This is a genomic window from Marinilabilia salmonicolor JCM 21150 (assembly GCF_000259075.1).
Classification (GTDB): Bacteria; Bacteroidota; Bacteroidia; order Bacteroidales; family Marinilabiliaceae; genus Marinilabilia; species Marinilabilia salmonicolor.
This window is the reverse complement of sequence record NZ_AJKI01000030.1, coordinates 53,480-70,792: the sequence shown is the minus strand read 5'-3', so window position 1 is coordinate 70,792 and position 17,313 is coordinate 53,480. Positions and strand designations below refer to the sequence as shown.

Annotated in this window: 19 protein-coding genes; 8 read left to right on the top strand and 11 right to left on the bottom strand. The window is 40.6% G+C overall.

Features of this window, described 5'->3' with window-relative positions; all coding sequences use genetic code 11:
- Positions 1 to 268 precede the first annotated feature (268 nt).
- Complete coding sequence (locus W7W_RS0113995) at positions 269 to 964, top strand: Crp/Fnr family transcriptional regulator (RefSeq protein WP_010664343.1); 696 nt, start codon at positions 269 to 271, stop codon at positions 962 to 964.
- Positions 965 to 1,029: 65 nt separating this feature from the next.
- On the opposite strand, the gene W7W_RS0113985 is transcribed toward W7W_RS0113995, so the two are convergent.
- The 8 genes from W7W_RS0113985 to W7W_RS0113945 all read right to left on the bottom strand — a co-directional run bounded on the left by W7W_RS0113985 (position 1,030) and on the right by W7W_RS0113945 (position 7,802).
- A complete protein-coding gene (locus W7W_RS0113985; RefSeq protein ID WP_010664342.1) occupies positions 1,030 to 1,677 on the bottom strand; it encodes a class I SAM-dependent methyltransferase in 648 nt (215 codons plus the stop codon).
- A gap of 162 nt (positions 1,678 to 1,839) precedes the next feature.
- Positions 1,840 to 2,163 carry a NifB/NifX family molybdenum-iron cluster-binding protein gene (locus W7W_RS0113980; protein ID WP_010664341.1) on the bottom strand — a complete coding sequence of 108 codons (324 nt, stop codon included), beginning with the start codon at positions 2,161 to 2,163 and terminating at the stop codon, positions 1,840 to 1,842.
- A gap of 108 nt (positions 2,164 to 2,271) precedes the next feature.
- The gene (locus W7W_RS0113975; RefSeq protein ID WP_010664340.1) at positions 2,272 to 3,210 is read right to left on the bottom strand and encodes a radical SAM protein; all 939 of its coding nucleotides are present in this window, start codon (positions 3,208 to 3,210) and stop codon (positions 2,272 to 2,274) included.
- Positions 3,211 to 3,223: 13 nt separating this feature from the next.
- A complete protein-coding gene (locus tag W7W_RS0113970) occupies positions 3,224 to 3,673 on the bottom strand; it encodes a CGGC domain-containing protein (RefSeq protein ID WP_010664339.1) in 450 nt (149 codons plus the stop codon).
- A 24-nt stretch (positions 3,674 to 3,697) separates the two neighbouring features.
- Positions 3,698 to 4,453: an ATPase domain-containing protein gene (locus W7W_RS0113965; protein ID WP_010664338.1), complete on the bottom strand. Its 756-nt coding sequence runs from the start codon at positions 4,451 to 4,453 to the stop codon at positions 3,698 to 3,700.
- 1,037 nt (positions 4,454 to 5,490) lie between these two features.
- The gene (locus tag W7W_RS0113955) at positions 5,491 to 5,805 is read right to left on the bottom strand and encodes a hypothetical protein (RefSeq protein ID WP_010664336.1); all 315 of its coding nucleotides are present in this window, start codon (positions 5,803 to 5,805) and stop codon (positions 5,491 to 5,493) included.
- Between the two features lie 204 nt (positions 5,806 to 6,009).
- Complete coding sequence (locus W7W_RS0113950; RefSeq protein WP_010664335.1) at positions 6,010 to 6,921, bottom strand: metallophosphoesterase; 912 nt, start codon at positions 6,919 to 6,921, stop codon at positions 6,010 to 6,012.
- A 125-nt stretch (positions 6,922 to 7,046) separates the two neighbouring features.
- Positions 7,047 to 7,802, bottom strand: a complete 756-nt coding sequence (locus W7W_RS0113945; protein WP_010664334.1) for a 5'-nucleotidase C-terminal domain-containing protein — start codon at positions 7,800 to 7,802, stop codon at positions 7,047 to 7,049.
- A gap of 148 nt (positions 7,803 to 7,950) precedes the next feature.
- On the opposite strand from W7W_RS0113945, the gene W7W_RS22270 reads away from it, so the two are divergent.
- Positions 7,951 to 8,703, top strand: coding sequence for a uracil-DNA glycosylase (locus W7W_RS22270; protein WP_010664333.1), 753 nt, complete (start codon positions 7,951 to 7,953; stop codon positions 8,701 to 8,703).
- Between the two features lie 9 nt (positions 8,704 to 8,712).
- Here the strand turns inward: W7W_RS22270 and W7W_RS0113935 are convergent, their stop codons facing one another.
- The 3 genes from W7W_RS0113935 to rlmD form a co-directional block, all read right to left on the bottom strand.
- The gene (locus W7W_RS0113935; protein WP_010664332.1) at positions 8,713 to 9,426 is read right to left on the bottom strand and encodes a hypothetical protein; all 714 of its coding nucleotides are present in this window, start codon (positions 9,424 to 9,426) and stop codon (positions 8,713 to 8,715) included.
- Positions 9,427 to 9,691: 265 nt separating this feature from the next.
- Positions 9,692 to 10,459 carry a peroxide stress protein YaaA gene (yaaA, locus tag W7W_RS0113930; RefSeq protein WP_010664331.1) on the bottom strand — a complete coding sequence of 256 codons (768 nt, stop codon included), beginning with the start codon at positions 10,457 to 10,459 and terminating at the stop codon, positions 9,692 to 9,694.
- A gap of 49 nt (positions 10,460 to 10,508) precedes the next feature.
- Positions 10,509 to 11,918 (bottom strand): 23S rRNA (uracil(1939)-C(5))-methyltransferase RlmD, encoded by a 1,410-nt coding sequence (rlmD, locus tag W7W_RS0113925; protein ID WP_010664330.1) that lies wholly within the window; start codon positions 11,916 to 11,918, stop codon positions 10,509 to 10,511.
- A 216-nt stretch (positions 11,919 to 12,134) separates the two neighbouring features.
- Here rlmD and W7W_RS0113920 point away from each other — a divergent pair, with 216 nt between their 5' ends.
- From W7W_RS0113920 to selD, 6 genes are all read left to right on the top strand, one after another.
- Entirely contained in the window at positions 12,135 to 12,575 is a 441-nt protein-coding gene (locus tag W7W_RS0113920) for a preQ(1) synthase (RefSeq protein ID WP_010664329.1), read from the top strand.
- A gap of 147 nt (positions 12,576 to 12,722) precedes the next feature.
- Complete coding sequence (gene mnmH / locus W7W_RS0113915; RefSeq protein ID WP_010664328.1) at positions 12,723 to 13,817, top strand: tRNA 2-selenouridine(34) synthase MnmH; 1,095 nt, start codon at positions 12,723 to 12,725, stop codon at positions 13,815 to 13,817.
- On the top strand, positions 13,798 to 14,418 hold the full coding sequence (gene yedF, locus W7W_RS0113910) for a sulfurtransferase-like selenium metabolism protein YedF (RefSeq protein WP_010664327.1): 621 nt from the start codon (positions 13,798 to 13,800) through the stop codon (positions 14,416 to 14,418). The genes mnmH and yedF overlap by 20 nt, the downstream gene beginning before the upstream one ends.
- A gap of 86 nt (positions 14,419 to 14,504) precedes the next feature.
- The gene (locus W7W_RS0113905; RefSeq protein ID WP_010664326.1) at positions 14,505 to 15,650 is read left to right on the top strand and encodes an aminotransferase class V-fold PLP-dependent enzyme; all 1,146 of its coding nucleotides are present in this window, start codon (positions 14,505 to 14,507) and stop codon (positions 15,648 to 15,650) included.
- Positions 15,643 to 15,870: a DUF3343 domain-containing protein gene (locus W7W_RS0113900; RefSeq protein ID WP_010664325.1), complete on the top strand. Its 228-nt coding sequence runs from the start codon at positions 15,643 to 15,645 to the stop codon at positions 15,868 to 15,870. The genes W7W_RS0113905 and W7W_RS0113900 overlap by 8 nt, the downstream gene beginning before the upstream one ends.
- On the top strand, positions 15,867 to 16,916 hold the full coding sequence (gene selD / locus W7W_RS0113895; RefSeq protein WP_010664324.1) for a selenide, water dikinase SelD: 1,050 nt from the start codon (positions 15,867 to 15,869) through the stop codon (positions 16,914 to 16,916). Before W7W_RS0113900 ends, selD begins: the two co-directional genes overlap by 4 nt.
- Positions 16,917 to 17,313: the final 397 nt, after the last annotated feature.

Below are 17,313 nucleotides of genomic sequence, written 5' to 3'. Positions count from 1 at the left end.
CGAAGCCGCCAAAAACGGAGTTTACTAATCGTAAATGAGTATTTTGGCGGCAAGTGTAACGACGCAAGTGGTACTTTATGGACAGAAACTAATTAAATTTGGTGTTCAATATTTTACTAAAAGAAGCTATAATCCCAGCTATGGAGGATTAAGTGTTGCATTGTGATGGGGTTTATGTTTTTTTGCCGGATGGGCATCATGGATTAAAAATGGTTCCGGAAAGGGTTTACGGATTATCGATTTCTTCAATTTAGCAGAAGCAGTAATTATGGATTTCAACAATTTGAATAGGGTAAGTTGCAAAGAGTGCAAGAAAGGGTCGAAATGTTTTCAATATTTGTATCCTGATGAGATTGATTTTATAAATCAAAAAAAGACTCAGGTTTACTATAAACAGGGTGAAACTATTTTTAAACAGGGAGCATTTGCACCTTATGTCTTGTATCTGGTAGAAGGGCTTGCTAAAATATTTATACAAACCGCTAACAAACAGATAAACCTGAGTATCGTAAAGTCAGGTGAGTTTATGGGTTTCTCCTCGATTTTTGGAGGTACCGTTTTCAAATATTCTATCTCGGCCCTTAGCGATTCTTTTATTTGTATGATTGATAAAGAGGCTATGCAAGATTTGTTACGGAAAAATGCGGATTTTTCCATGCGCATTACTTCCCGAAACTGTCAAAGCGAAAATCATTATCTCGACGTTATTCAAAATGTTTCTTTCAAACAAATGCGTGGAAAACTGGCCTCAGCACTTTTATATCTTTCTCAGGATGATTTTCTGAAAGAAGATGTTTTTTCTTATTTAAACCGTCAGGATATTGCTGATTTTGCTTCTATATCGCTCGAAAGTGCAGTCAAATTTATTAAAGAATTTGAAGCCGATGGTTTTTTAGCGATAAAGGGCAAAAAGATTGTTGTTAAAAACAGGGAAAAACTGAAAGAAATTAGTGTGAAAGGGTGATGTATCCAATAGCTACCATCATGATAAACACAAACCCGGATATCATAATGGATTTTAAAAATATTTTATAGATCTCTTCCATTTACTTTTTGCGCTTTTATTACAACAAAACTGCCATCCCCAAATCCATGGTTAACAGGTTGGATTTCTGTTATATTATTAACCTTCCCAAAAATTGTTTGACAAGTTTCTGTAACCTCAAATCCTGTTTGAAATAATATATCGTAGAGTTCTTTGGTACTAAAAAAGCTTGCTTCCTGATAAAACATACTTTCGTTTTTATGCTTTAAATAATCTTTGCCAACTGGGCTGTCTTTATCCACATACCCTAAAATTAAAAATCCGTCCTTTTTTAGAATTCGATGAGCCTCTCTGAACGATTGATAAATATCATCAACAAAACAGATGGAAGTAATCATAACAGCTCCGTTGACGGATGCATTGGCATAAGGTAATTTCTCCGCTGCGGCATCCAATGCTTTTAGTCCCTTTTGCTCTGCTTTTTTGCGCATAGCATCCGAAGGATCAATTCCTTCGATAATTCCCAGTGGTTTTGCAAAGATGCCACTTCCGATACCAATTTCAATAACCCCGTCAACCCGGGAAAGTAACTTCTTAATTGCCTTTAATTCCGATAGAAAAGCCCATTTGTTTTTAACAAACCAGTTTTCGTATTCATCGGTATATTTCTGGAAAGCTTCAATTTTTGGCATTGTGGCTATTTAGTCTCTGTCCATAAACTAAGCGTTTTTCCCGTGTTTGAACTAGAAAGTTCAAATTCAAGGCGTGTGAAAAATCTAAACCGCAGAATACTAGTGTATTTGAGGATTTAGATTTTGAGCAACAACGCAGAAGTTGGACTTTATAGACAAACACTATTTAGTCTTTTTCAAAAAATTATCAATGATTTGATCTAACTTTTCTTCATTCACTATTTCATACTTTATTGAACTCCTATCGACATCTTTTTTCATGTATTTTCCAATGGCAGCAACCAATAAAATGTCAACATCGTTTAGTATTTCAATTATTTGATGGTGAGAATGTTCTATTTCTTCATCGTGTTCATCCTGAGTGTTTTCTCTGTATTCAGAGTTGACGATCTTGTTGTCAATTACTTCATAGACCATGAAGCCTTTGCTTTGTCCGGTTCTTTTGGTGATTGTTGATTGGTTGTCAGATGGGATTGCTACTTTCATATTTGGATATTATAGATTAAAAAAAATAGAGTGGTTTTTAGTCTCCGGGATTCATAAATATTCGTAATGGATTAATTTGAAAAAATGCAGTTTCGAGACGATTTGTTTTCATTTTTGCGTCAACTCATAAAAAACGCCTCTGTCAAGATTTTGAGTTGTGATTTTACCTTCGGCTTCCATTGTGCCAAGATATTTATTGATTTCGTTTACATGAATACCTAAAAGGTGATGCAAATCATCGAGGGTGCAAGGGCGACGCGCTATGGTTTCTAAAATGGTTGCTTCAATGTCGCCACTGTAGGATTCAATGATTGTGCGATTTTGTGCGGACGCAATAATTTCAACATTTGGAAGGTTCCAGTAATTAATTACTTCCTGTAACTCATTTCTTGATAACGGAACGAGTCCTGCTTCTGTTCCCGGTCGGTCCAACGTGTTTAACTGAATAATATCGGGATTAATTTTCAGAACTGCATTTTTAAGTAAATCCAATTCTTCTTTTGAATCGTTATAGTTCTTCAATATGAATACTTCTAACCAGATTCGTCCTTTGTATTCTTTCCTCAAATCAATCAATCCCTGAATATAAGACTCAACTTTCAAAGAGGGTTCCGGTCGGTTAATTTTTTCAAAAGCTGACTGACTTGCAGCATCTAAAGATGGTAGGATCACATTGGCCTGAAACAGTTCCTTTCTTACGTGTTGATCAAAAAACAAAGTTCCGTTTGTTAAAACGGCTGTTTTTATGAGCGGATAGTTTTTCTTAATATATTTCAGGACCTCTCCGATGCGGCTATTGAGTGTTGGTTCCCCGGATCCTGAAAAAGTGATATAGTCGATTTTAGGATCATTGCTCATAAACTGCTTCAATTCTGCAATTACCTTATCGTATTTTATATACTCCATCCGATCGACAGTCAGTTTAGTGGTTTTGCCTACCTCGCAATACACACAGTTTAAAGAACAGACTTTCTTGGGAATCAAATCAATTCCGAGCGACATTCCTAACCTTCGCGAAGGTACCGGGCCAAAGAGATATTTATACATTTTAAGTGAAGTTTTAGTTGTATGCTAATCTTGTTACTTCGTCAGATAAGGTGGGGGCAATCCATTCCTTCCACTCATCAGATTTCCACGTGCCCAGTCTTTGATGGTTGAGCAGATACTTTTGGGGAATGGGGTGGGTTCCGACAACAACCGGTATTTTAAATCTTTCTTCGATGTATTTCTTGAAATAGGCAATGTGAGGGCATGGGGGATAGCCCACCACCAACCCGGTGGCCAGGTGTATCACATCAACACCGTTTTTAAGCATTTCCTCCGGTGCATGCTCTATATTTCCTCCCGGGCAACCTCCACAAGTCGTGTATCCCACAATTTCTAAATTTGTGTGTTTATCATAGATGCTAAAAGCTCCCTCCCGGGCTTTCTTTGACCGAAAACATTTTCCTCCGGCACAGTCTCTGTATCGGTTGCAAATGATAATTCCTATTTTTTTTGAGTCTTTCAATTTGCATATATTTAAAGGGTGGAACTATATTTTCTTTATTGCGGGAAGAACTCTTCCCCTGCTGTGTTTGGAAATTTCTTTGAAGTGGTTCAATGTATCTGCTGAGACAGGAATCTGAATTTCTTTGTGATCAAATTGTCCGGATTTTAATCGTTCGATTTTCATATATAACTGGAAAGGGTCTTTCTCGCTGCGTGAAACGATTAAGTTGTCAGCCATTTCTTCCAATTGTGCAATTTCTTCTTTTTTTGCTGAATTGCTAACAGAAATGATGTAGGTTAAGTGTGTATTTGATCTTATCGTTTCTTTAATTCTACTGAAAATGGCTTCACCATAGCTCGGTGAAAAAAGTAAAATATTTAGAGCTGATGCAAATACTAAAATACCCGGCCCTTTTATAGGTAACTGCTTTGTAGCAAGATTAATAGCTTGATTCCAAACTTCCGGTTTTACCAGGTTGGCATTGATAAGCTGTTTGTCTGTCTGCTCAAGATTCTGTATTTCTGTGTTAAGTTGAAGAAAAACTACATTTTCAGCATAATCATTGAAGTTAACCCCGGTAATGTTTTTTACACTCGTGGTTACAAATTCCGGTGATGGGTATTGCAAGGACATTACCACAACGCTGCCTCCGTTTTTTAACCAAGATGCCAGAAAATATTCACCAATAAGCGGTTTGCCTGACCCTCCGGGGCCGGTAATAATGGTTGTTGATTTTATGGGCAAACCGTCGGGGAGAATTTTATCAAACCAGTCAATGTTTGGTTTTATCGTTTCCATTTTTTATTAATTAAGGTCTGCTGTATTTGCTCTACTGATGTATTGTAAAATTTTTTGTTTCATGAGGTCTGTTTCAGGAATGCATCTTATTTTTTTTACCATCCGTAAAATGGGTTCATAACGGTTATGTCTAAGTTCCTGTTGGAGCTTGTGAGCCGAGATGTTTTCTTCTGTTGTACTTAAATAGGCAATTGCTGACAGCCAATACTGTAGTGGTAAATTGCTGTTTTCCATTATTGTGCCTTTCTTTAACGATGTTCTGTAATTACATTCTTTACACTCAAACTTTTTTTTGTCGTTCTTCCAGTAATGGGTTTTGCTTTCACATTTTTTGCAAATCACTCCCTGTTGTTGCCTGATTTCCTTTAAAATCCGGATACAAAACTCCTCTTCACAAAAGAATCTATAATAATCTCTGAATTTCTTCATATAACAAAGATACAAACTTAGGTCTAATAGCGGATAATCTTTTGAGGCTTTTTTGAAGTAAATGTTCTAAATGAAATGAGCATGGCAAGAGATGGCACAAGAGAAAATGTATAAAACCTTCACATGCGAGTTCTCCCGAAGTTTCGGGAACCAATACCCTAGATAGAGCCTGTCCATAAACTAAGTAAAATTTGTTTTTAGTCATGTGTCTGGTCAGAAAGTGCCAGTTGCAAGGCTTGCGACCGCGTGCCGCCTAAAGCTTTAGCGCCGTGCCGTCGGCAAGCCTTTGGCGACCGATGGGTGGCGCAAGCCGCCAAAAGCGGAGTTTACTTGGGTAAATGAGTATTTCGGCGGCAAGCATAACAAAGCAAATGGTACTTTATGGACAGACTCTAGATAAAACTCTATGCTGATTAAACAAACAAATATATCTACTTGGTTCGTCTCACTTTAAGGGGAGATTTTCATGTAATTATTACAGCTATAAATATTTGGCTTATTTTGTGGGCATGCTTTTATATCCAAGGGAATCAGAGCTTGAAAAGCTTTTAAGTTTATAGTATTTGAAAAAAATAAAATATCGAAGCTGAAGGAGTTTTATGCTTTGGTCATTTTACAAATCTCAAATATTCCCGAGGTACGTCTAAAAATTCCTGGTAGCACCAACTATTCGGACAGTCTTCGTTTAAATCTGAATGTTCAGCTATTCTAATGGTTATTGTCTTGCCTCCATCGTCTGTAGCTTTATAGACTTCACCAATTTCAAAAGTTCGTTCAATTATTCCGATGATACCACCAACTGTAACTGTAGCCGAATATTCAGCGATGAATTCAACCTCCCCATGGATAATTTCATCGTCAGTGTTACATGATGCAAAACATATTATTAAGAGGGCAAATCCAGTAAGTTTCAGATTTTTCATAGTTTAAGCTTTACACGCATTTCTATTAAGATTATAATCTGAAAATTTGGTTGCGTCAAATTCTGAATATTTTAAATTCTTTGAGGAAGATTATTGTAAATCCCTCATCATACAGCCTTTCGACTCTGCCTTTCGACTCTGCGTTTAGGCTTTATTTTAGCGGACTATTACGAATGATATAGTGCAAAAGGCAATATCCTAACATTATCTTACAATATGTTGCGTGGCTAGGAATGTCGACTTCCCTTTGTTCAGTGTGATGTCCAATTGTCCTAAAATTACACCACCCCAGCCAACCTGATTGATGATGACGTTTTTTCCGGCTTTGTTTTTTATTAGTTCCGGTTCATCCATAAAAGTGTGAGTATGCCCCCCAATAATGACATCAATGGACGAAGATTCTGCTGCTGTTTTTCTATCCGAGTCAGGTCTCTCTTCAGAGCTGTTGATTCCCAGGTGTGAAAGAGCAACAATCAGGTTGCAGTTTTTCTCGTTTCTAAGATATGTCGCGGTTTCTTCCGCAGTTTTTATGGGATCAAGCCAGTCCATCCCCTTATAGTTGGCCGGAGATACCAGCCCTGCAGGGTTGATGCCAAGTCCGATAATGCCAATCCGGAAGGGGCCCTTTTCAATGACTTTCCAGGATTGTGTTTTCCCTTTCAGAATTGTGTTGTCAAAGTTATAGTTGCTACAGATGAAAGGAAAGTCTGCATATTTCAACTGGTCGGACAGATGTTGCATTCCATTGTCGAATTCATGATTTCCAATGGTTGCTGCATCGTACCCCATTTTTGACATTAATTCCAATTCCGGCTTGCCGCCAAAGAAATTAAAGTAAGGAGTTCCCTGAAAAATATCTCCTGCATCGACCAATAAAACGTGCTTTTTTTGTTGTCTGATTTTGCTGATGAGACTTGCTCTTCGCGCAAAGCCTCCCATGTTGGGGAATCTGGGGTGATTGGCTTCAAAAGGATCCAGGTGACTATGGACATCGTTGGTATGCAGGATGGTTAGTGTATTATGGCTCCCGGATTCTCCTTTTACTGCGAATGGGAGTGTGGCTGCCAGACTTCCGGCAGCCAGTGTTTTTATGAATTGTCTTCTGTTTGTTTTCATCCCTGTAAAATTTGTTTATTAAGGTTGGTTGGAGCTCTCATGCAGGAACTTATACATGATCTTCTGGGGCAAATATTGCCATGCTCGTTTCATAGCCTCAGTTTTGAATATGGCAGGTTGATTAGCTATTGCATTTTGATTCTTTGATTCGATGGGGTTTGTATTTGTTTGCCCTGTGCATTCAATTCCCGTATGTGTTGAATAATCAAATCTCTGATTTTATTTGAAGATTCATGTTTTTCAACTGCGTTGGCAAAAATGTTATAATGGTCCCCGCCTGTTGCCAGATAATCAGAGGTTACAACGTAATAGAATGCATCCTCTTTTAAAGGCTTGTTGTTAATTTCAGGGTTCTTAACCGATTGGTTGTTGAATGTAAAGGATCCGCCGCTGAGTCCGTCCCCGCCTGATTCTCCCATATGCTGGTATAAACTTTTAATATCCTTACCTGACATTTTCAGGATAATCATCTGATTCTCGAAGGGCATTAGCGCATAAATATCTTTCACTTTAATAACTCCTTTGGGCAGTGGGGCTCTCAACCCGCGAATATTAATTACCGTTATAACCGGAAGGGCTTCCTTTCCTGATTCATTTAACTCTTCAACTGCAGTTTCTTTCAGAAGGTCTGCAACAAAACTGGATAGTGGTGATTCCGGTTTTTCGGAGAAGATCTCTTTTGGTGACGAACCGATTACTTCATTCATAATGGCTTCCACTGAATCGCGAAGAGGGGCGATGGTTGCCGAAATTGAGGAATCGGACGCAACGGTACTGTCGATGGGTATTTGACGGGCAAAGGAAAGTGTTGGTTTCCCGGGTGACTGACAGCTGATTACTGCAAATGCCAGGAGAAGTAAAATAAAATGATGGTGTCGCATTTTTTTGTTTTCAAAGCTAACAAATCAGAAGGAATTAGGGTTTATGGTTTATAAAAAAAAGTGTACCTGTCGGGTCCTTGTAGAAGGTTTTGATTGGAATCATTATATTTGAAATTCGAAAATCCACGTATCACTTTAATGAATCCTGATGATTTTACCCAAAGAAACAGATGCATCCTGGAAGTCCTTTTTGGATAGTGAAATCCGGAATATTATTCAGGAAGTTTCTGAAAAGATTGAGAATGCTGATGCTGAAGTAACTCCCGATAAAGATAAAATTCTTCGGTTTCTTACACTTGATTTAACCAGGGTAAAAGTTGTCATTATTGGGCAGGATCCTTATCCTCAAAAGGGAGTGGCCACAGGCCGGGCTTTTGAGGTTGGTCCATTGAAGAGCTGGACAGAGCCTTTTCGGAATACCAGTCTGCGCAATATTGTCAGAGCGCTTTATGCTGCTGATAAAAAGGAGTTCAGGACATTTAATGTCATCAAAGAAGAGATAGCAGGTGGAAATTTCTCCCTGCTTCCGCCCAATGAGCTTTTCAAATATTGGGAGCAACAGGGTGTTTTGTTGCTGAATACCTCTTTTTCCTGTAAAATTGGTAAGCCTGGCAGTCATTCAGGATATTGGAAACCATTTACTGACCGGTTGCTTGGTTATATTAATAAAAACTGTCCGGATGCTTTTTGGTTTTTATGGGGAAACCATGCCAGGAAGGCGGTAGAACATCTTGAATTAAACCACAGCATTTCTACCACGCATCCGATGATATGTCATCAGAGGGCCAATGATTTTTTATTCGGAGAAAAAAATGTATTTGAAGAAACCAGTCATCTGATTGATTGGACCGGAGGAATCAAAAAAGCCTCTTCGGTGCAAAAACAGAAGAGGCTTTGGTAATAATTCCTTTTATTTAATGCGTTCCAGAAACTTTTTCCTCACTTCACGCAAATAACCCAGGCTCATTTCCGGGTAATAGATTCGAATCATATCCTGAAGCCCGAATTTTACATGGAAGTGACCAATGGCCGCATCGAAAAACGGTTTTTCCCAATTGAATTTAACTCTCCGGGTAATGTCTTCGAAGTGTTTCCAGGTTAGTTGTGAGGGGATCAGGAAATAGCCGTGATCTTTTTCTATGGTGTCGAAAAACAATCCCTGCTCAGGTTCATCAAGAATAAAAAACTTTTTGATGCGGATAACCGCCGGACCTTCCACCTTTCTGTTGGGTTTGCTTTTGAACTCGATACCCTGATCCATGTAGCTTGCCTGCAGGTCGGTAATCTGAGAAAAGTTGTCCAGGTGGCGCACCCTGATTACATCAAATTGTTTGTTGTAAATGTTTACAACGCCCGGGGTAGCGTTGAAATCGGTATCAAAATACTTCTGGATATTCTGAGTTGCCCTGGTAATCTCTTCCAATGTGTATAATCTTTTTAATACCAGGTAGATGTAAAGGGGCTTGCTGTCCACCGGGTGGTCGGAATAGTAATTAAAAAACCCGGGAAATGGTTCCGGAGCTTCCAGAACAAAGGTGTTTGGCCATATTTTGTCTTCCAGTGTTCTCAGGTTTTCCTGCTTCAGAAGATTTCCATAACGTTCAATATGTTGTGTTTCACTCATAATAACTTAGTTTTTGTATGTACAAAAGTTAAGAAAAAATCATGGGTTTGTCACGAAATTGTGCGTTAAAAGTGGTTTGTGTTTTATGTTTTTCTGTTCTTACTAAACGGGCAATAGTCCGTTAAATTTTTCCAAAGCTCTGGAAATTAAATCTTTAGGTTTAAACGATTGTTTCTTATAAAGTGCAGAATGTCAATGTTTTACGATTCGCCCAACCTCTGGCTTCTAAAATCTAACGATCTATTGAACGGGAATAATGAAGTTATTAGTGTCTGGTAAAAACCATTTGGTTCGCTTTCGAGAGGTCGTTGTTGTAATGGTAACCATCCTCATTAAAAGCTTTCAGGTCTTCCGGTTCAGTAAGTTTGTTTTGAACGATAAACCGAACCATCATGCCGCGTGCTTTCTTTGCATAGATACTAATGACTTTATAGGTCCCGTTTTTGTTTTCCTTAAAAACGGGAGTAATTATCGGTTCTTCAATTTTATTTTCATCAATGGCTTTGAAATATTCCTGGCTGGCAAGATTGACGAGTGCTTTGTGCTTGCCTTCTTTCAGGTCTTTGTTTATTTGCTGTGTCAGCTTTTCTCCCCAGAACTGGTAGAGATCTTTTCCTTTTTCGTTGGAGAGTTTTGTGCCCATTTCAAGTCTGTAAGGCAGAATATTGTCTAAGGGTCTGAGTACTCCGTACAAGCCTGACAGAATACGCAACTGCTTTTGAGCGGTATCAATCTCTTTCGAATTGAGCGACCAGGCATCAAGACCGTTATAGGCCTCGCCATTAAATGCATAAATAGCCTGCCGGGCTTCTTTTGCGTTGAAAGGCCAGCTCCACTGTATAAAGCGTTCTGCATTGAGTTCTCCCAATTGACGGCTTATTTTCATGAGTTTCATGAGCTCATCAGGAGAGAGCTTTTTCAAATCATCAGCCAATGTAGAAGCTTCATCAGAAAAGAGTATTTCGGTATTTTTCTGAGTTGGAACTTTCTTTTCAAAGTCCAGTTTTTTTGCCGGTGATAATATTGCAATCATATTTTTTTACAGAAAAACGCAACACAGTATTAAAAAGTTCAGCCGATAGTTATTTCCTTTCCAGCAAGGCCACATTTTCCACATGGTGAGTGTGGGGAAACATGTCAACGGGCTGGATGGCAGTTACGCGGTATCTGGCATCCAGAATATTGATGTCTCTGGCCTGAGTGGCGGAGTTGCAACTGACATATACAATTTTTTCGGGAGCTGCATTGAGAATGGTTCGTACCACATCTTCGTGCATCCCGGCCCGCGGAGGGTCGGTAATAATTACATCCGGGAACCCTTCTTTTTCAAACAGGTCATGATTGAGAAGGTCCTTCATATCACCCGCAAAGAAACGGGTGTTTTGGATGTTGTTAATTTCTGAGTTGATGTGGGCGTCTTCAATAGCTTCCGGCACATACTCTATCCCCACCACTTTTTTAGCATTTCCGGCCACGAAGTTGGCAATGGTTCCGGTACCTGTGTAGAGGTCATAAACGGTTTCTTCCCCGGTGAGTCCGGCAAAATCTCGGGCAACTTTATAGAGATTGTAAGCCTGTTCTGAATTCGTTTGGTAAAAAGATTTTGGTCCGATTTTGAACTTCAACCCCTCCATTTCTTCAAAAATGTGGTCGCGGCCATCTTGAAGCACCACTTCCTGATCGGTGATGGTGTCGTTCTTTTTTTCGTTGATCACATACATCCATGAGGTTACTTCCGGAAAGTGTTCTTTGAGGTATTCAAACAGACTGTTTCGTTTCTCTTCATCTTCGTGAAAGAATACCACAATAACCATGGTTTCACCGGTCGAGGTTGTGCGGATGATTAATGTACGGAGAAAACCTTCCTGTGCTCTGAGATCAAAAAATGTCCAGTTGTTTTGAAGGGCATAATTTCGGATGGCCATCCGGATGTCGTTGGATGGTTGTCGTTGCAGGTGGCACTCCTTAATATCAATAACTTTGTCGAACATTCCCGGAATATGAAATCCAAGTCCGTTTTTGTTGTCAATGACCTCTTCAGACTCCATCTCCTCCAATGAAAGCCATCTTTTGTTGGAAAAGGTAAACTCCAGTTTGTTTCGGTAGAAACGTTCCTGTGGGGAAGCCAAAATGGGACTAATTTCTGGCAACTCAACTTTCCCAATGCGCTGCAGGTTGTTCAGGACTTCCCGTTGCTTGAATTTTACCTGTTCGGAATAGGGGAGATGCTGCCATTTGCAGCCGCCACAAACACCAAAATGTTCGCAAAAAGGTTCGGCACGCATTTCCGAAAGATGATGAAACTTCACCGGGCGTCCTTCAAAATACTTCTTTCTTTTCTTTGTTACCTGAACATCCACTACATCGCCTGGTGCTGCCAGAGGCACAAATACCACTGTGTCATTGACTCTGCCAAGGGCTTTTCCTTCTGCTGCTACATCGCTGATGACCAATCGTTCGAGCAATGGTTTATTTCTTCTTGATCGTCCCACTTGTTTTACTTTTCTGGTTTTGCGCGCAAAGATATGTGAATCCGTTAAGATTCACTAATCTTTTTGTTTCTCTTAAATTGTTAACTTTGCAACGATTTTATCATCTTATTGTGCTTTGCCATTGTGTTGACGGGTGTTGATAAAGAAACCGGATCATGGAAAGTCGTTTTTTTACTTCAGATATAAATTTTTTAGTTCATCAAACAGAATATTATCATGGCAGATAAAGTTTTAACCTACAAAGACATCGATAAAAGCATGTTGAAATCGTTGCCTAATCCAACCAGTCAGGCTTACGAAATAAAGGTGAAAATCCCTGAGTTTACTTTTCTCGGAGTAAAGGATCAACCCGATTTTGCTGATGTTTACATTACTTTTTACCCAACCGATCGTATCATTGAACTAAAATCGTTGAAAATGTATGTGCAGGCACTTCGGAATATCACCGTATCCTATGAACGATTGATTAATGTTTTTTACGATCATTTGATGGAGGTTTACAAGCCGGACAGAGTACGAATTGTAATGGTTTGTAATCCCCGTGGAGGTATCAGTTCCCGTTTGACCATTGACAGCGACTGGAAAGTGCGTGGTGGTCAGGAGAATTATAGCGACTGGAAAAATCATATGGACGACACCTGGAGTGTGACTTTGTAAGGTTTGAGGGGTGAGCATTGAGGAATGAGGACCGAGTGATCGTGCGTCTTTACAGCAACGATGAGGAAGATAATGGTGTTTTGAGTGTGATCTTTCCGAATTCGTTATTTCAGTCAAAAGTTACCCGGCCTTCAGTTTTAAAAAACTATGATGGTGAATAATAATGATTCTGAACATTTGAATTTTGAAAATAGTAATGAACCGGGCACCTCAGTGCTTGCTCCGGAGTTTTTTCTGAAAGAGGCTGAAAAGTATCCTGTTATTGATGTTCGCACGCCCGCCGAGTTTGCCCAGGGGCATATTCCGGGAGCCATTAATATGCCCATTTTTTCGAATGAGGAAAGGGCTGTTGTGGGAACTTTATATAAAAAAGAAGGACGTGACACAGCGGTTTTAAAGGGACTGGAGTATGTGGGACCTAAAATGGTGGAGTTTGCCCGTTCGGCACAACGTATTGCTTTGGATAACAGCGTGTTGGTGCATTGCTGGCGGGGTGGGATGCGCAGTGGAAGCATGGCATGGCTTTTCGGAACTGTTGGTCTGAATACCACTACTCTGGAGGGTGGCTACAAAGCCTATAGGGCATCTTTCAGAAAGATGCTGGCGGAACAGAAATGGCGTTTTATGGTGATTGGAGGTCCTACCGGAGGAGGGAAAACTGAAGTTTTAAAGGAATTGAAAAGCCATGGAGAACAGATACTGGACCTGGAGGGACTGGCAAATCATAAAGGATCGGCTTTTGGAGCTCTGGGAGAGGCTGAACAACCTACTTCAGAGCAATTTGAGAATGACATCCATGATTGTTTTCTGAAATTTAACCCCGACAGGATTATTTGGGTGGAGGGGGAAAGCCACAGTATTGGCCGCGTATATATTCCTGATCAACTTTTTGAATTGTTGATGCAGGCTCCTCTTGTGATGTACGATATTGATAGAAAACTTAGGGTGGAGCGACTGGTAAGAGATTATGGTTGTTTCGACAAGGATTTGCTGCGGCAATCTGTTTTGAAAATTCAGAAGAGACTTGGTGGTCAGCGAACAAATGAAGCATTGGAAGCATTGGATGCTGGTGATTATCATTCTGTTGCTGACCTTACCTTGAAGTATTATGATAAAGGATATGCCAAATCTTTGGCCAAAAGAAACGAGCCGGTGCTGGTTTTGAATGAAATTAAAGATGAGCCGGGAAATGTAGCCCGTAAATTGATAAAACAATTTAGTCATGAAGATAATAGATACTAAGGGGCGGCTGTGCCCCGAACCTTTGATTATGGCCCGAAACGGACTGAGAGAGGTGAGTGAGGGTGATAAAATGCAGGTGATTTCTGACAATGATACTTCTTATCAGAATTTGATGAGCTTTCTGGAAGATTTAGGTGCGAAACCTGTTGCCGATAAGAAAGACGGTATTTATACCATTGAAGTCACGAAACCTGCAGAATCTCAATCCGAGGCAGAAAGCAATCCTGAAGCATATTGTGCGGTTCCTCAGCCCGCCGGAGGGAACAATGATTATGTGGTTGTTGCCCGAAGTTGTCGTATGGGTGAAGGAGATGATGATTTGGGGAGTCTCTTGATACGAGGCTATTTTAATGCTTTGAAAGAGATGGATCAGTTACCTACCCACATCATCATGTACAACGGGGGTGTGAAACTGGCAGTGAAGGATACAGATACGGCTGCTGCTCTTGCGGAACTTGAAGATAAGGATGTAAGTGTGCTGGTGTGTGGTACCTGTGTGGATTATTTTAAGATGAAAGATCAGATAGGGGTGGGGCGTATCAGTAACATGTATCAGATTGCTACAACACTTGCCGAAACAGGCAAAGTAGTCTATTTATAGAAGGTACTGAATGTAATTTCCCGAAATCTCTTAATCTCAGTAATTTATTGATTTGGGGGCAATAAACACTTGAAGAAACTTTTTTTATGCCTCAATTCACCAACACTTATTTCGACAATGCAAGTACCGGTTGGCCAAAACCTCCGGAAGTTGCTGATGCTATGGCTGAGTTTGTCCGGAATACAGGTGGAACCTATGGCCGGGCTGCATATCAGCGGGTTTATAAGACCTCTTCAATGATTGAGGAATGCAGAGATGAACTTGCAAAGGTGATAGGTGTTGGAGAGTCCGGGAATATTGCTTTTACGCAAAATGCAACGCATGCCATTAATACGGTTCTTTTTGGACTTAATTTACATGATTGCGAAGTGTTGGTGTCACCGTTGGAACACAATGCAGTGATGCGGCCACTGGAGCGCCTTAGAGAAACAAGTAATGTGCGCTGGAAGGTGCTTCCTGCCAAAGAAGACGGAACAATTATCCCTGAACAAATTCCGGGAATAATCACCGATCTAACGCGTTTGGTAATTGTTAATCATGAAAGCAATGTGAACGGAGTCATTCAACCGGTAGAAAAAATTCGTGAGTTTATTGGCAATATTCCATTGTTGGTTGATACTACCCAGTCGCTGGGAAGTGTTTCTTTTGAAGGAGATAAATGGGGCGTGGATTTTATCGCATTTACCGGGCACAAGGGATTATTGGGTCCAACCGGAACAGGAGGGTTTTATGTACGTAACCCGGAATTGCTTTCTTCACTGATTTTTGGTGGAACGGGGAGCCGGTCGGAGAGTATGGAGATGCCTTTGTTTGCTCCTGATAAGTTTGAAGCAGGAACACACAATACTGTCGGCATCGCAGGTCTTTTGGCTGCCCTTAAAAACCGACCGGAGCAGGATTGGAATTCTTCCGATTTCAATGGTTTGATTGCGCAGTTACAGCAGGTTTCAGGAGTCAGGGTGTTGACCGCGGAGCATTCAGTGAACAGGGGGAATGTCTTTTCTCTGGTTCATGAAAGTCTTACACCATCGACTATTGCCAATGGTTTGTATGAACGATTTGATATAGAGATCCGCTCAGGACTGCATTGTGCGCCTTTGGCACACCAGTTTCTTGATACTTTTCCCAAAGGTTCTGCACGGTTTGCTCCTTCCTTTTTTCACACAAAAGAGGATTTGCAAAACCTGGGTGAAGCATTGAAAATAACACTAAATGATAAGAATTATGTCTGAAGAACCTTTGTTGCTCTTCCCGAATGTGCATAAGGTAATGCGGGCAGATCGTATTTGTAAAGCCAGGGGGATTGCTACACGGGTAATTCCCGTTCCGGAAGATATCTCTTCGGAGTGTGGAATGTGCCTGATTGTTGAAGGAAGTAATCTTTCTTCCTGTATGGAGGCTTTGAAAGAGGAGAATATAACTTTTGAATTACATAAGAGAGGCAAGCAATGAGTGAGCAAAAAATTGATTTGTTAGAGACAGTTGAATATGGTGGTTGCTCTGCAAAATTACCACCGGGAGAACTAGCAGGAATCCTATCGAAGCTTCCGAAGATGCAACATCCCAATATTATGGTGGATATTGATACGCACGATGATGCAGGTGTGTATCGGCTTAACGATGAGACGGCAATTATTTTTACTACTGATTTCTTTCCACCGGTTTGTTCCGATCCGTTTGAATTTGGAGAGATTGCTGCTGCCAATGCGCTGAGTGATGTTTATGCAATGGGAGGGACACCATTGCTGGCTCTCAATCTGTTTATGTTTTCATCAGCCAAAATGCCTTTGAGTGCTTTTGAGCAAATATTACAGGGAGGTCACAGTAAAATTCAGGAAGCCGGCGCCCTGGTAATGGGCGGGCATACCATTGAAGATCATCCACCCAAATACGGGTTGGCTGTGGTAGGTACTGTGCATCCGAATAAATTAATCACCAATGCATCTGCAAAGCCCGGAGATCTTTTGGTACTAACTAAACCCCTGGGTGTTGGAGTGCTTGTTGCTGCCCAGCGATTAAATATGGTACGTGAAGAAGCTTACCGCAAAGGTCTGGAGCAAATGAAACTGCTGAATAAGTGGGGAGCTGAAGTGATGACCAGGCACGAGCTCACGTGCGCCACAGATGTTACCGGTTTCGGGTTGCTTGGCCATGCGCTCAAAATGGCTGAGGCAAGCGATGTGAGTCTGGCCATCAGAAGTCGGGATTTACCCATTATCGACCAGGCTGACGAGTTAGCCAATGATGGCTGCTTGCCCGGAGCATCCTTTCGAAATCTGGATTTTGTGCAACCGTCTTTGCATGTAAATAAACTGGTGGAGCCCCATTTGAAAATGCTTGCTACGGATGCCCAAACATCCGGAGGACTGCTGATGTGCGTACCTCCGGAAAAACTGGATGCTGTGCTGGCTGATTTGAAAGCTACCGGAAAACATCCGCAAACCAAAGTAATAGGGGAAGTACTTCCGAGAACCAGAAAAATGATTTATCTGGAGTAATACGGTTTTTCCTGAAGAAAAAATTAACCAGCCCTCCCAAAAGCGAGGATTTTACCTATTGAGGAATACATAATATTGTTGCGTTTTTTTAAGGCCAAAGGTCTTTAAGCAATAGCCTGGGGCAACGGCCCAGGAAAATTGTAAAAACTCCCCCCCTCTCATTATTGGTCGCATTGCGACCAATAATAAGAGAGGGCGTGGGGGATGCCTCAAAACCCAGGGCGTTGCTCTGGGCTATTGCATCAGGCTTTCAGCCTGTTTACATCTTACCTGTCTTATGTAAAAGGCAGGTTGAATGGGTATAAAGTTGATTGGATATATTTTTATTAATTTGCATCTGATATTTAACCTGCTTTATTCATAAGTTTTCGTTATGAGATGTTCAAATATCAAGAAA